General features: G+C 62.4%; 13 protein-coding genes. 9 read left to right on the forward strand and 4 right to left on the reverse strand.

Annotation, left to right across the window (positions count from 1 at the left end; genetic code table 11):
* Nucleotides 1–56: 56 nt before the first annotated feature.
* Nucleotides 57–1,568 (reverse strand): PLP-dependent aminotransferase family protein, encoded by a 1,512-nt coding sequence (locus IB263_RS27440; protein ID WP_192439280.1) that lies wholly within the window; start codon nt 1,566–1,568, stop codon nt 57–59.
* Nucleotides 1,569–1,795: 227 nt separating this feature from the next.
* Between IB263_RS27440 and IB263_RS27445 the strand changes: the two genes are divergently transcribed.
* The 6 genes from IB263_RS27445 to IB263_RS27470 all read left to right on the forward strand — a co-directional run bounded on the left by IB263_RS27445 (nt 1,796) and on the right by IB263_RS27470 (nt 7,587).
* Entirely contained in the window at nt 1,796–2,914 is a 1,119-nt protein-coding gene (locus IB263_RS27445) for an ABC transporter substrate-binding protein (RefSeq protein ID WP_060520831.1), read from the forward strand.
* An 80-nt stretch (nt 2,915–2,994) separates the two neighbouring features.
* Nucleotides 2,995–3,879, forward strand: a complete 885-nt coding sequence (locus IB263_RS27450) for an ABC transporter permease subunit (RefSeq protein WP_192439281.1) — start codon at nt 2,995–2,997, stop codon at nt 3,877–3,879.
* Entirely contained in the window at nt 3,876–4,664 is a 789-nt protein-coding gene (locus IB263_RS27455) for an ABC transporter permease (protein WP_060520829.1), read from the forward strand. The genes IB263_RS27450 and IB263_RS27455 overlap by 4 nt, the downstream gene beginning before the upstream one ends.
* 2 nt (nt 4,665–4,666) lie before the next feature.
* The gene (locus IB263_RS27460) at nt 4,667–5,725 is read left to right on the forward strand and encodes an ABC transporter ATP-binding protein (protein ID WP_060520828.1); all 1,059 of its coding nucleotides are present in this window, start codon (nt 4,667–4,669) and stop codon (nt 5,723–5,725) included.
* A gap of 42 nt (nt 5,726–5,767) precedes the next feature.
* Nucleotides 5,768–6,799 (forward strand): sugar phosphate isomerase/epimerase, encoded by a 1,032-nt coding sequence (locus tag IB263_RS27465; protein WP_060520827.1) that lies wholly within the window; start codon nt 5,768–5,770, stop codon nt 6,797–6,799.
* A gap of 29 nt (nt 6,800–6,828) precedes the next feature.
* Nucleotides 6,829–7,587 carry an inositol monophosphatase family protein gene (locus IB263_RS27470; RefSeq protein WP_256385319.1) on the forward strand — a complete coding sequence of 253 codons (759 nt, stop codon included), beginning with the start codon at nt 6,829–6,831 and terminating at the stop codon, nt 7,585–7,587.
* Between the two features lie 326 nt (nt 7,588–7,913).
* Here IB263_RS27470 and IB263_RS27475 read toward each other — a convergent pair whose 3' ends face one another.
* From IB263_RS27475 to IB263_RS27485, 3 genes are read right to left on the reverse strand one after another with little or no spacing between them, the layout of a single operon-like run.
* Complete coding sequence (locus IB263_RS27475) at nt 7,914–8,969, reverse strand: LacI family DNA-binding transcriptional regulator (protein WP_244496935.1); 1,056 nt, start codon at nt 8,967–8,969, stop codon at nt 7,914–7,916.
* Nucleotides 8,966–9,190, reverse strand: a complete 225-nt coding sequence (locus IB263_RS27480; RefSeq protein WP_060520825.1) for a tautomerase family protein — start codon at nt 9,188–9,190, stop codon at nt 8,966–8,968. The genes IB263_RS27475 and IB263_RS27480 overlap by 4 nt, the downstream gene beginning before the upstream one ends.
* A 15-nt stretch (nt 9,191–9,205) precedes the next feature.
* Complete coding sequence (locus IB263_RS27485; RefSeq protein WP_060520824.1) at nt 9,206–10,117, reverse strand: SMP-30/gluconolactonase/LRE family protein; 912 nt, start codon at nt 10,115–10,117, stop codon at nt 9,206–9,208.
* Nucleotides 10,118–10,465: 348 nt separating this feature from the next.
* On the opposite strand from IB263_RS27485, the gene IB263_RS27490 reads away from it, so the two are divergent.
* The 3 genes from IB263_RS27490 to IB263_RS27500 all read left to right on the forward strand — a co-directional run bounded on the left by IB263_RS27490 (nt 10,466) and on the right by IB263_RS27500 (nt 14,180).
* On the forward strand, nt 10,466–11,590 hold the full coding sequence (locus IB263_RS27490) for a sugar ABC transporter substrate-binding protein (protein ID WP_034798635.1): 1,125 nt from the start codon (nt 10,466–10,468) through the stop codon (nt 11,588–11,590).
* A 71-nt stretch (nt 11,591–11,661) separates the two neighbouring features.
* On the forward strand, nt 11,662–13,203 hold the full coding sequence (locus tag IB263_RS27495; protein ID WP_060520823.1) for a sugar ABC transporter ATP-binding protein: 1,542 nt from the start codon (nt 11,662–11,664) through the stop codon (nt 13,201–13,203).
* The gene (locus tag IB263_RS27500) at nt 13,200–14,180 is read left to right on the forward strand and encodes an ABC transporter permease (protein WP_192371500.1); all 981 of its coding nucleotides are present in this window, start codon (nt 13,200–13,202) and stop codon (nt 14,178–14,180) included. The genes IB263_RS27495 and IB263_RS27500 overlap by 4 nt, the downstream gene beginning before the upstream one ends.
* Nucleotides 14,181–14,184 lie beyond the last annotated feature (4 nt).

Consider the following 14,184-nt stretch of genomic DNA (forward strand, 5'->3'; position numbering starts at 1 on the left):
GCTTCGCGGCGATGACGAGGATCCGGAGGATTGGGCCATGGCGGTCGAAAGGCTCCTCAATCGCCTGATCGCCCGATGCGGCCTTGCGATCGGGCGATCGCATCGGCCAGCCGGAAAAGAAGAGGCCTCATTCGATCCGCCGGAACGCCTGCATAGCCCAGAATGAGCGCAGCCGGCTGAGGTGTCGCGATCGTGTAGTCCGACAGGGGATAGCATTGCAGTCCGGCATCGAGCACGGCGCGGTGGGAGGCCTGGTCTTCTCGGCCGCCCTCCAGCCAGGCGAGTGCATTGAGCCCGCTTTCGGAGCAGTCGATGCGGGCAAGTCCGGCAAGCGCATCCCGCCCGGCTAACATGAAAGCCTCGCGGCGCTCGGCGTAAAGGCCGCGCATCCGGCGCAGATGGCTGGCAAAGTGACCGCCGCCGATAAACTCGGCGAGCGCGAGCTGGGTTTCCACCGGGACGCTGCGGTGGATCAGCCCCGAGAGCGTGCGAAATGTTCCGACGAGTTGGGGTGGCAGGACGAGAAAGCCGACGCGGATGCCCGGATAGAGCGCCTTGCTGAAACTGCCCGCGTAGATCACCCGGTCGTCGCTGTCGATGGAGCGCATCGAAGGCAAAGGCGCGCCGTCGTAGCGGAATTCGCTGTCGTAGTCGTCCTCGATGATCCAGGCGTCGCTCGCGCGCGCCCATTCGAGCAGGGCAAGCCGGCGTGGAAGCGATAGGGTGATGCCGAGCGGGTGGTGGCGCGACGGCATGACGAAGGCGAGGCGCGCGTCGGGATAGCGAGCCATTGCAGCCTCGACATCCATGCCGTCTGCATCGACATCGGCCGGACACAGCCGCAGCCCAAGCGTGCGAAACAGGTTGCTGGTGGTCACCGGCCCCGGATCTTCGAACCAGATCCCGTCGCCAGGATCGGCAAGCGCCAAAGCCGAAAGCGTGAAGGCGGCGTGCCCCCCGGGCGTGATGACGATCTGTTCGGGATCGCAAGGGTCGCGCCGGTGCAGGGCCAGATATTCGGCGATCCTCTGGCGAAGCACCAGTTCGCCCGCGACGTCGCCATAGCCCATGGCCACGGCCTTGCCGCCGCGCGTCACGGCGTTCCAGCATTTCCTCCACACAGCGAAGGGAAACCGGTCGAGCGCCGGACGGTTGGGGAGGAAAGGCCTGTCTTCCATTTGGCCGATATCGGCCGACATCCGGCATGACAGGTCGCCAATTCGCGATAGCCGCGGCGGCGCGCGGTCGGCGACATCGTGGCGGGTGGGCCTCGACAGCGGCTTTGCCGGTTGGCGCGGCAAGGCGGCCGAGACGAAAGTACCGGCACCCTGTCGTGCCTCCAGATAGCCCTCCGCCTTCAAGTTATCGAGCACCCGCACCAGCGTCTGGCGCGACAGTCCCAACTCCTCGGCAAGGATTCGGCTTGCAGGGAGCCGTGTTCCGGCGCGCAGGTGCCCTTTCAGGATCGCCATGCGCAATTGGTCCTGCACCTGGCGGAATTTCGGCAGGGCGACTGCCGCGTCGAGGCGAAGGAAAGGCAGGATTGGCCCTTCAAGCTGTTTGACCACCGGTGCGCCTCCAAAAATTGGTACAGTAGAATGCACCATAATGGACGTTTCTTCGTCGTCCAATTGTTACATCCTGTCCCTACACGAAAACGCACCGATGCAGCCCTTCGCAGGACGCAGACAAGGTGCGGGGGAACCGGGAAAGGCGGCGGTGCCGACGACCGGATGCAAGGACAAAAAGCAGCCATCGCCCACGATCCGTCGTCGACGGTCAACAGGAGGAATTCATGAACAAGCTTCTATCGCGTGCAACCAGTCGCGCCTTCGTCTCCACACTCGCCCTGGCGGCGGCCCTGCCGGGTCTTGCCCAGGCTGAGGCATCGCAAGAGCTGGTCGCTGCCGCAACGGAGGAAGGCATGTTGACCGTCATTGCGCTTCCGCACGACTGGTGCAACTACGGAGACGTCATTGCCGGCTTCAAGGCGAAGTATCCGGGCATCGAAGTCAACGAACTGAACCCCGACGCCGGTACCGCCGACGAGCTCGAAGCCATCCGCGCGAACAAGGGCAACACGGGTTCGCAGGCGCCTGACGTCGTCGATCTGGGCCTGGCTTTTGCGCCGGCTGCCGCCAAGGAGGGCCTCCTTCAACCCTACAAGGTGGCGACCTGGGACGAAATTCCTCAAAACATCAAGGACGAGCAAGGCTATTGGTACGGCGACTACTACGGCGTCATGGCCTTCGGTGTGAACAAGGACCTGCTTGATACTGTACCGGCCGACTGGTCGGATCTGTCGAAGTCGGAGTACTCCGGGGCTGTCGCACTCACCGGCGATCCACGGTCTTCGGCACAGGCCATCCTGGCGCTGATGTCGGCAGGCATCTCGCGGGGCGCCAAGCCTGGAACGGAATCGGGCGGCAAGGGCCTGGAGCTCTTTGCGGAACTGAACAAATCCGGCAATTTCGTGCCTGTGCTCGGCAAGGCCGGCACGATCGCGCAGGGGCAGACCCCGATCGTCGCCGCCTGGGACTACAATCTGTTGGCCTGGCGTGACGCGTTGAAGGGCAACCCGCCGATGGACGTCGTCGTACCGGCAAGCGGTGTGGTCGCCGGGGTCTATGTTCAGGCAATCTCGGCCTACGCGCCACACCCGAACGCCGCCAAGCTCTGGATGGAATATCTCTATTCCGACGAAGGCCAGACCGGTTGGCTGAAGGGCTACTGCCACCCGGCGCGCTTCAATGCCATGTTGAAGGCTGGCAAGTTCCCGCAGGAGCTGCTCGACAAGCTGCCGCCTGCCGAAGCCTATGAAAAGGCGATCTTCCCGACGGTCGACGAGCTTTCCGCCAACAAGACGGCGATCGTCGAGGGTTGGGACAAGGTGGTCGGCGCCAACGTGAAGTAATCCTCCGCTTGAGAGAGAGGTTTCACCGGTCGTGAAGCCTCTCGCCCCCCTTTGGCGCAATTTTCCCAGGGACAAATCCGATGACGACAAGCGTCGCATCCCTGCCGGCCGTCTTCCGGCCACGACAGGTTCTCAGCTGGTTCGGGGTCGCCCCCTTCTTCGTCTTCGCCACGCTGTTCCTCATCCTGCCCACGCTCAACATCGTGCTCGGCGCGTTCCGCAACGCTGAGGGACAGATGACGCTGGAGAACCTCGGCAAGCTTCTTGCGCCATCCATACGATCGGCCTTCTGGATCTCGATCGAGCTCAGCCTGCTGACAGCGGCGCTCGGGTGTCTGTTCGGCTTCCTCATGGCCGCCGCCATCACGCTCGGCGGCCTTCCGCGACCCCTTCGCAATGCCATCCTGACCTTCTCAGGCGTCGCTTCGAATTTCGCCGGCGTGCCGCTCGCCTTCGCCTTCATCGCAACCCTCGGCCGCCTTGGTTTCGTGACGATGCTGCTGCGCCACTGGTTCGGCATCAATCTTTATGGCGCCGGCTTCAACATCGTCTCCTTCCTCGGACTGGCGCTTACCTACCTCTATTTTCAGATCCCGCTGATGGTGCTGATCATCACGCCGGCACTGGAGGGGCTGCGCCGCGAATGGCGAGAGGCGGCCGAAAGTCTCGGCGCCAACGGTTTTCAGTACTGGCGCCTGGTGGCGTTGCCAGTGCTCTGGCCCTCGCTTCTCGGCACGCTGGCTTTGCTTTTCGCCAATGCCTTTGGAGCAGTTGCGACCGCCATTGCGCTGACCGGCTCATCGCTCTCGATCGCGCCGATCGTCCTGTTCGCCCAGATCCGCGGTGACGTGCTCAATGATCCGCATCTGGGTTATGCGATCGCCTTTGCCATGATCCTTCTCACCGCCATTGCCAACGCAATCTATATCCTCCTGCGCATGCGCGCGGAAAGGTGGGTCAAATGAGGGAAAGGCGCGTCTGGTCCTGGCTCGCCGTCGCTTTGGGTGGGCTCTATTTCCTCCTTCCGCTCGTCGGCATGTTTGACTTCTCCATGCGCATGCAGCGCGATGGCTACAGCTTCGAAGCTTACCGCGTCGTGCTGGCCGATCCGCAGTTCCAGCAAACCTTCGGCTACTCCGTCGTTCTGGCCTTGCTCACGATCGTTCTTGGAATCCTGCTCATCGTGCCGACGGCCTATTTTGTCCGGCTGCGGTTTCCCGGGTTGCGCCCCGTCGTCGAGTTCCTGACGCTGCTGCCACTGGTCATTCCGCCGATCGTCATCGTCTTCGGCTACATCCGCATCTACAACACATCCTCCGTCCTGCCGCTCACAGGAAGCTGGTGGGGTACCAATCTCCTCCTTCTGTTCGGCTATGCGACACTGTCGCTGCCCTACATGTATCGCTCCGTCGACACGGGCCTGCGCACCATCGATGTCGGCAGCCTGACGGAGGCGGCCCAGAGCCTGGGGTCCGGCTGGACGCGGATCCTTGCCGTCGTCATCCTGCCAAACGTCTTTGTCTCGGTGCTATCCGGCGCCTTCCTGACCTTCGCGATCGTCATCGGCGAATATGTCTTTGCCGCCTTGCTCAACGTCGGCTCGTTCGGCCCTTACATGGTCTGGATGGGTGGCAACCGCGCCTACGAACCCTCGGCGCTCGCCGTTGTCGCTTTCGCCATCACCTGGGCCTGTATGGCCCTGATCCAGCTTGTCACCCATTTCTCCAAATTCTCCACCGTGAGGCGTTGACCATGGCTTTTCTAGATATCCATCACCTGGAAAAATCCTTTGGCCCGACCCGTGTCGTCAAGGATTTCAACCTCGACATCGAAAAAGGGGAGTTCGTCTCCTTCCTCGGCCCGTCTGGCTGCGGCAAGACCACGGTATTGCGCATGGTCGCCGGCTTCGAGACGCCGACATCAGGCGCGATCAGCATCGACGGACGGGAGGTGACAGGGCTTGCCGCCAACCGGCGCAATATCGGCATGGTGTTCCAGTCCTATGCACTTTTCCCAAATTTGACGGTGGCGGAAAACATAGGCTTCGGCCTCAAGGTCGCGGGTGAGGGCAAGGCGGCCATTGCACGGCGCGTCGGTGAAATGCTGGATCTGATTGGCCTGCCTCAACTCGGGGGGCGCTATCCGTTCCAGCTCTCCGGCGGCCAGCAGCAGCGTGTGGCGCTTGCGCGCGCACTGGCGCCGCGCCCGCAAGTGCTGCTGCTCGATGAGCCGCTATCGGCTCTGGACGCGAAGGTTCGCATTAGCCTGCGTGACGAGATCCGTCGAATCCAGCGCGATCTCGGCATCACCGCCATTTTCGTGACGCATGACCAGGAGGAGGCGCTGTCCATTTCGGATCGCGTCGTGGTCATGCACCAGGGCGTCGCCGACCAGGTCGGCACGCCGTTCGAGATCTACAACCGGCCGGCGACGCGCTTCGTTGCGCAATTCGTCGGTACGCTCAATCTTCTCGACGCCGACGTGTTGGATGCGACCACCGGCAAGGTGCGGCTTGGTGGTGTCCCGGTGGCGCTGGACCAGCCGCTTAATGGTCGGCCCGGCGAGCGCATCAGCCTGGCGATGCGTCCAGAATCGGTCGAACTGGGGCGCAGCGACTGCGATCGCGTCGTCCTTTCCGGCGAAATTGCAGCAGTGCATTTTCTCGGTTCAGTGATCCGCATCAAAGTGGCGGTCGGGGGCCAGTTCGTTTCGCTCGATACGTTCAACCAGCCCGACAGGCCGCCGCCCTCGGTTGGCACCACCGTAGAGGTCAGCCTGCCGCATCGCGATCTTCTGGTGCTTGCCGCCTGATGTTCCCTCAGCTTTGAAGTCGCCTGTGAAGGAGCCGGCTCTTTGACCGAAACGACGTTTGACGATCTGGCGTCGCCGGACTGGCGCGCAAAAATTGCCACCCTTTCCGGCCCGGCCCGCGCCCGGCTGGCGGAGCGGGCGCGCAACGCGCCGCTGTTTGCGCACGCCTATGCCTTTCATCTCAACATGCGTTTTGGCGGAGTGACACCGCTGCAGCTTGCCGAATTCGCCTATGAGCAGCGGCTCGTCGGCCTCAAGGTCCATGTCGAGGACGGCGAGGCAGCCAGTCTCGCCGGTATGTCAGACGCAGCGCTTTCTGAATATGGTGCCGCAGTCGAGCAGTTCGGACTGGAGCTCCATATCGAGACCAGCACGACGCAGGAGACAGGTCTCTTTGATGCGGTACGTATCGCGCTTGCCACTGGCGCGACGTCGCTGCGTTGCTATCCGCGCTACGAGGGACGCGTCTCGGAAATTGTCTCACAAACGATTGCTGATCTGCGACGATTGGAGACCTTCGATCCCGAGGGGCGGCTTCGCTACACGCTCGAACAGCACGAGGACCTGAAGTCGGAGGAGCTGATCGGCATCGTAAAGGCTGTCGCCAATCCGCGCCTTGGCCTGCTGTTCGACTTCGGCAACATGATCAATGCCTATGAGCTGCCGTTGCCGGCGCTTGCCGCACAGGCACCCTATGTGACCGAAGTGCATGTCAAAGACTGCCTCGTCCAGCAAGATCGCGACGGCTGGGCGCACCTCGCCTGCCAAACTGGCACCGGCCATCTGCCGCTGCATGCGATGTTCGTGGACCTGCTTCTGCTTGGCCAGGACCGTGCGCAGGTCTTAAGCTTCGGGCTCGAGGAAGAGGAGGGCTATTTCGCGCCCGCCCTGCGCTTCCCCTCGGAGGAAAGCGACCCGTTCATCGCGGCTCGCTCCGCGAGTTTCACGGACATCGGGACCACCGACCTTGGCGCGCGGCTGCGCCAAGAGGCCATCGCCGCTCATCGGCAGCTCGAAACCGTAAGAACCATGCTCAATCAGATTGCTGCCGAAGCTTTGAGGATAGAACGATGACCCATGAGCCTGACTGCCCACCGCCCTACATGGCACTTGCGCACGCCATGGCCGATGCCGCTGCCAGCGTCATCCGTCCGCACTTCCGCAAGCGTGTTGTCGTCGACGCCAAGGCAGACTCCAGCCCCGTCACCATTGCCGACCGCGACGCCGAGGCCACGATGCGGCGCATGATCGAGGCGCAGTTTCCCAACCACGGGATCAGGGGCGAAGAATTCGGCGCATGCCGAACGGATGCCGAATGGGTGTGGGTGCTCGACCCGATCGACGGCACGAAGTCCTTCATCTCCGGCTCGCTCGCCTTCGGCACACAGATCGCATTGCTCCATCGCGGCAAACCTGTCCTCGGCATGATCAATCAGCCGATCACCGGCGAACGATGGTTCGGCATAGGCTCCTCCGCGACCCTTAATGAGGAGCCGATCCGCACCAGCGAAAAGACCGCGCTCGGCGAGGCGATCCTCTACACCTCGGCCCTTGAGCAGTTCGACCGCGCGCGCCACGAGCGCTTCGATGCCTTGACTGCCAAGGTACGCTTCACCCGCATATCTCACGATTGCTACGCGGCCGGGCTGCTGGCGCTGGGCGGCATCGACCTACTCGTCGAAAGCAATGTTTTCGACTACGACATCCTGCCACAGATGCCCATTATTCTGGCTGCAGGCGGCATCGTGACCGACTGGGATGGGCAGCCTCTTGCGGATGCGACACGGTACGACACCGTGTTGATGGCTGCAAACGCCGACCTCCATCGAGCCGCGGTGAAGATCCTTAGCCGGCTAGGATGAAATCCAGACGAACGGGCCGCTTAATCAATTGCCTGATCGTCGCGCTCGGCTTCAGCACCACCCATCCTCGACAATCATTGTCGCGAACAAAGCGCAGTTAGGCCGAACTCGACGTTGCCGTAGCCGTGCTCGGTGAACATTCCGCACATCGGCACTAAAGCTCAGTTCATGGTGGCAATTTGCGGACGCTTCAGTGGGCGGTAGCTAGCCGCCCGACGATACCACCAAGGCCTCAGCCTTCGAAGCAGAGGTATTGACGAGGCGATGAGGTGTCTGCGGCAAGTTTCCGGATGTTCCGATCCGCTCGGTTCCAGCGCGGTGCGTTGTCATTGCATCGTACTTTCACGTACCTTGAGCTCGAAGCCCAGGTCAACGATTGGCGATGCGATTGGCAGGCCAGCCAGTCGATCAAGCACCATCTGTACAGCCTGTCGGCCGATTTGATAGCGCGGCGTGCGGATGCTGGTGAGCGACGGATAGGCGACGTGCATCATGTCGAGGTCGTTGAAGCCGCAAATTGCCATGCGGTGCGGCACGGCGATGCCTGCCCTTTGGCATTCAAACAGCACGCCCATGGCCAAGTCATCATTGTTGCAGAAGACGGCGTCGAGATCGGCGACCTTTGCCAATGCGTCGGCCAGGAGCTGCCCGCCGAGCGAGACGCGAGACGGCGTCAACGTGGTTGTCACCAGCTTGGGATCAAAGGACTGTGCGGCCTCGAGCGCCGAGCGGTAGCCGGCGAGGCGGCGCTGCGAGCGTGGATCCATTCGGGCGCCGATGAAGCCGATGCGGCGATATCCCGCCTCGATCAGATGATTGGTGGCCACCTTGCCGCCATCGAAGTGGGAGAAGCCGACCAGCATATCGACCGGATCCTCGCCATATTCCATGATCTGCACGATGGGGCAATCCGCGCTCTCGAGCAGTTTGCGGGTCGTTTCGGTCTGGTCGATACCGGACACGATCAACGCCGATGGCCGCTGGCCCAAAAACATCCGGATCAGCCGTTCCTCTTCCCGTGGAGAGTAGTGGGTGTTGCCCATCTGGATCTGCAGCGGGCCGTCGCCGAGCCCGTCATAGATGCCTCGAAGGGTGTCGGCGAAGACGATGTTCGTCAGCGACGGCACGAGAACGCCGATCACATCGGCTCGCGCGGACGCGAGCGCGCGAGCATTGGGATCGGGCGCATAGCCAAGCTGGATCACCGCCGTATCGATCTCGGCGCGCAGTTCGGCCGAAACGAGCGATGGGTCGCGCAGCGCGCGCGAGACGGTGATCGCCGCGACGCCGGCCAGTTTGGCGACGTCGGCGATCGTCGGCCTGCCACTGCCGCGCCGGCTTGCCTTGCGCCCCTGGTCTCTGGAGACGATGTCGTCCGTCACGTCGATCCCTGCCGGTTGCGCGCGCGCAAGGTCTCCACATCGGTGTTGCCGACATACCAGTTCCTTGCGTCGACCTCATCGAAGACGACGGAAATTTCACGCTCGGCAAGCCCGGTCGCTTCGGCAATCGCCGTTACGACCTTGCTTGCGATCGCAGCTTTCTTGACCGAAGGATCGTCGCCGAGGACCTCTCGTACGATGGTGATCCGCCCGAACGGCATGATTGACCTCCTGCCTCAGTAGAGACGTGCGCCGTTGACCATCAGCCGAACGGCATAAAGCGAACTGGTTGCGCAGATGTAGAGGATGTTTCGCTTCGGCCCGCCGAACACGCAGTTGGCGGTGTTTTCAGGCACTCTGACCTTGCCGAGCAGAGTGCCGTCCGGGTGATAGCAGTGGATGCCGTCGCGGGCACTTGTCCAGATCCGGCCCTCGTCATCCAGACGGAAGCCGTCAAACAGCCCGGCGGTGCAATCGGCAAAGACCTCGCCGCCCGACACGGAGCCCGCTTCATCAACATTAAAGACACGCATATGCGCCGGAAGGTCAGGGCCGTGCGTCCGGCCGGTGTCGACGACGTAGAGCCGTCTTTCGTCAAGGGTGAAGGCAAGGCCGTTCGGCCGCACCATGTCTTTAATGACGGCAGTGACCGCGCCCGTCGCCGGGTCGACGCGATAGACATGGCAGGCGCCGATTTCGCTTTCCGCCTTGTGGCCTTCGTAATCGCTCTCGATGCCGTAGGCAGGATCGGTAAACCAGATCGACCCGTCGGAGCGCACGACGACATCGTTCGGTGAGTTGAGCCGCTTGCCGTTCCAGCGATCGGCGATGGTTGTGATGCTGCCGTCATGGTTCGTGCGGGTCACGCGGCGGCCGCCGTGCTCGCAGGTTACCAGGCGGCCCTGTCGGTCGGTGGTGTTGCCGTTTGAAAAGTTCGACGGCTGCCGGAAGACGCTCACATGCCCATCGGTTTCGTCATAGCGCAGCATCCGGTCGTTGGGGATGTCCGACCAGACGAGATAGCGCCCGGCGGCGAAATAGGCCGGCCCCTCGGTCCAGCGACACCCCGTATAAAGTTGCTCCACGCGGGCGCTGTGGTTGACCAGCCGGGCAAAGCGCGGGTCTACGATCTCGAAATCCTCGGCCATGGGGTCTCTCATGCGGCAAAGAACGCATTCTTAAGCGTCGCGATATGATAGCGCTATCATTGCGGAAGGGAATAGGCTTCCTTCGAAGACGCCGAAATCACGCTGATTTTGATCTTAAACCGGTGATATTCGGTTCTCAATAATCCGCAAATGTTACTTTACAATCGCATGTGGTAGCGCTACCTAATTAAGAGACAGCGGTGTTTTCGGGAGGAGACCAGAGCGCCTCGTCAATGGTGAACGCAGGCATCCAGCGTGCCGGTGCCGCAGGAGTTCGTGCCGCTCGAGGGTGAGTTCATCCCCGGGCTGGAGAACAAACAAGTGGCGCGCCAATGGGAGGAAATGTCGATGGTGAAGTCACTCGCTGGCGGCATCGTTGCCGCCACTGCCTTTTTCATGCTGGGATCTGCTGCCTATGCAGATCCGGAAATCGTTTCAGGGCCTGCAGCCGAGCCGGAATGTTTCGCGCCGTGGTCGGCGGACACGAAATTCTTCAAGTTCCCGAAAAAGGACGGCCCGTATCGCATCGCACTTGCCAACGGCTACATCGCCAACACCTGGCGTATCCAGATGGTGCAGACCGCCAAGGCCTATGCCGCTCAACCCGACGTCGCAGCCAAACTGAAGGAGTTCAAGGTCGTTTCGACGGGCGAGGATGTGCCGGCCCAGATCTCGGCGATCAACAACTTCATCGACTCCGGCTATGACGCGATCGTCGTCAATGCCCAGAATCCGACGGCGTTTGCGCCGGTCATCAAGCGGGCGAAGGAAGCTGGCGTGGTGTTGGTCGCCTTCGACAACATCCTCGACACCGAGGACGCCATCAACGTCAACGTCGACCAGAAGGGGCTCGGGCAATTGTGGGGCGACTGGCTCGTCAAACATCTGCCTGATGGCGGCAAGGTGCTTGAGGTGCGCGGTGTCGCCGGCACGTCTGTCGATACCGACAGGCACGACGGCATCCATGAGAAGCTCCAGGCGTCGGGCAAGAAGTTCGAGGTCGTCGAGGTCATGGGCAAATGGGACGACGGCGTCGCCCAGAAGGTGACTGCGGACGCAATCGCAACCAGCGGCCCCTTCGACGGCATTACCGGGCAGGGCGGCGACACCGGCATCGTTCAGGCGATGATCGACGCAAAGCACCCCTTCGTGCCTTTCGGCGGCGAAACCGAAAACGGATTTCGCAAGTTCTGTGCGGCACATGCCGCCGACGGCCTGAAATGCTCGTCGGCTGGAACCGGACCCGCGCAAGTGGCCGTCGCCATCAAGACGGCGATTGCCGCGCTCGAGGGCCAGGTGGTGCCGCAGTCGGTCAAATTGCCCTTGGCCATCGTCGAAGATCCGAACTTCAAGGAAGGCCAGGACTATTTCCAGGCGGAGTCCGACAATTTCTTCGTCGGCAATTCGTTCCCCACCTGCGGGATCAATTTCTCCGCCCAGGAGATCATGAAGCAGAGCAAGGATAACCAGTAGTTCGATCAGGATCAGGGCACCGCACAGCTGTGCAGTGCCCTGTCGTCAACAACGGTTTTCCGGAGAGCGCAATGGAAAGCGGCGCACCGCTCTTTCGCATGGAAGGCATATCGAAACGCTACGGCGGGGTGCGGGCGCTTGAAAATGCCGAACTGTCCGTCAGGACCGGCGCCATTCACGCCGTTCTCGGCGAGAACGGTGCCGGAAAGTCGACGCTCATCAAGATCATGGCGGGCGTTGTGGCCGCCGACGAGGGGCAGATGACGCTCGATGGACAGCCCGTGACGTTTGCGTCACCGGCCGCCGCCAACGCCGCCGGCATTGCCTGCGTCTTCCAGGAACTGTCGCTGATCCCGGAACTCAGCGTTGCCGACAACATCGTCATTTTCAATCCGCCGACCCGGTTCGGCATGATCGACCGCAAGGCCCAGCGGCGTCTGGCAGAAGAGGCGCTGGCGCGCGCCGGTGCGGCAGACATCCACCCTCTGGCGCTGGTCAAGGACCTGCCGCTGTCGCGCCAGCAGATCGTCGAGATCGCCAAGGCGCTCGCGCGCAAGCCACGCATCCTCATTCTCGACGAGGCGACGTCGGCGCTCACGGCGGCCGATGTTTCCAAGGTCTTTGCCGTGTTGAAGCGGCTGCGCTCTGAAGGGCTGGCGCTTGTCTACATCTCGCACCGGATGAACGAGATTGCGGAACTGGCAGACGATTGCACCGTGTTTCGAAACGGCAGCAAGGTTGCAAGCTACGCGGCAGGGACGAGGAGCGACAGCGAGGTCATCGAGATGATGATCGGTCGTGAATATCATAGCGTCTATCCACCCAAGCCGGGCCCGCTTGCACCAGCGGCACCCGTCCTTGAGACGCGAAATCTGTCCTGGGCGAACCGTCTTCACGACATCTCGTTTTCATTGCGTGCAGGCGAAATCGTCGGTCTCGGCGGGCTGGACGGGCAGGGACAGCGCGACCTCCTCCTGGCGCTGTTCGGGGTCTTGCGCGGGCTGCGCGGCACGGTTCTCGTCGACGGCAGAGCGATCAGCATCGGCAGCCCTGCGCAGGCGCGCCGGCACGGCATCGGCATGGCGCTCATTCCCGAGGACCGCAAGACCGAGGGGCTGATGCTGCCGATGACGGTGCGTGACAATCTCTCGCTCGCCTCTCTCGACCGGCTGACGCGCGGCGGGATCATCGATCGCGCCAAAGAAGAGAGCGCTATCGACCGGATGATGACGTTGCTGTCCATCAAGGCGGGCAACATTGACGCGCCGGTCGGGGCGCTTTCGGGCGGCAACCAGCAGAAGGTCGTCATTGCGAAATGGCTGATGCGGCAGCCGCGCATCGTCCTTCTCAACGACCCCACGCGCGGCATTGACGTCGGCACCAAGCAGGAGATCTACCAGCTCTTGCGGCGTCTGGCGGACGAAGGCGCGGCTATCCTCTTTTATTCGACCGACTATGCCGAACTCATCGGCTGCTGCGACCGGGTCCTCGTGCTCTATGACGGGGCGGTAAAACGGGAGTTGGCGGGCCCTGAGATAACGGAGCGCGCGCTGATTGCGAGCGCACTCAACATTCCGTCCGCAGACCCAAGCCACCGGGAGCCCATCCAATGAACGACTGGCGGTACCGACTGACGGAGCATCGGGGCACGCTGGCGGCGGTTGCGATCTTCGTGGTGATGTTCATCATCTACACATCGAACCATCCGGCCGGCTTCACCGCCAACGTTATCCAGACGGCCGCCAACAAAGGCGTGCTGCTTGCCTTTGTCGCGATGGCTCAAACCATGGTGGTGATCACCGCCGGCATCGACCTCTCGGTCGGCATGATCTTCCTTCTCACCAACTGCCTGGCCTCGTGGCTGGTCGTTGGCTCGCCGCTTGAGACGGCCTTCGGCGTCTTCGTCGTCCTGAGTGTTGGGGCCTCCTGCGGCGCGATCAATGGCGCCATTGTCATCTATGGGCGGCTGCAGCCGATCGTGGCGACGATCGCAACGGGGGCGGTCTATTTCGGCTTTGCCCTGTTGCTGCGGCCTTTTCCCGGCGGATCCGTCAACGAGGGGCTCGCGGATGCCCTGACCGGCCGGATTTTCGCAGTTGTGCCGGCGAGCCTCGTCGCGCTTGCAGCGGTAGTCGTCGTGATATGGGTGCCCTTCAGCCGGTCGGTCTATGGGCGTGCAGCCTATGCCGTGGGCTCCTCCGAGACGGCCGCCTACATGTCCGGCATGCCGATCCGCCGCGGCAAGTTGCTCGCCTACACGCTTGCGGGTCTGGTCGCCGCTCTCGGGGGGCTGTTTCTCACCTTTTTTACCTATACCGGCGACGCAGCACTCGCCAGCGGCAACGCCTACACGCTGTTTTCGATCGCAGCCGTGGTGCTGGGAGGCGTTTCGCTGTTCGGCGGCAAGGGCAGCGCCATCGGCGCGGTCTTCGGTGCGCTGGCATTCCGCACGATCGGCGACCTGTTGTTCGTTTTCGATCTCGATCCGCTCTGGCAACCGCTGTTCCAGGGATTGATCCTGCTGGCGGCCATCAGCCTCGGGGCCCTTGCGCTCTTCAGGGTGCGCAATAGATTGGAGTGGTTCCTGTGAGCGA

It is taken from the genome of Ensifer sp. ENS03, assembly GCF_014852035.1.
Classification (GTDB): Bacteria; Pseudomonadota; Alphaproteobacteria; order Rhizobiales; family Rhizobiaceae; genus Ensifer; species Ensifer adhaerens.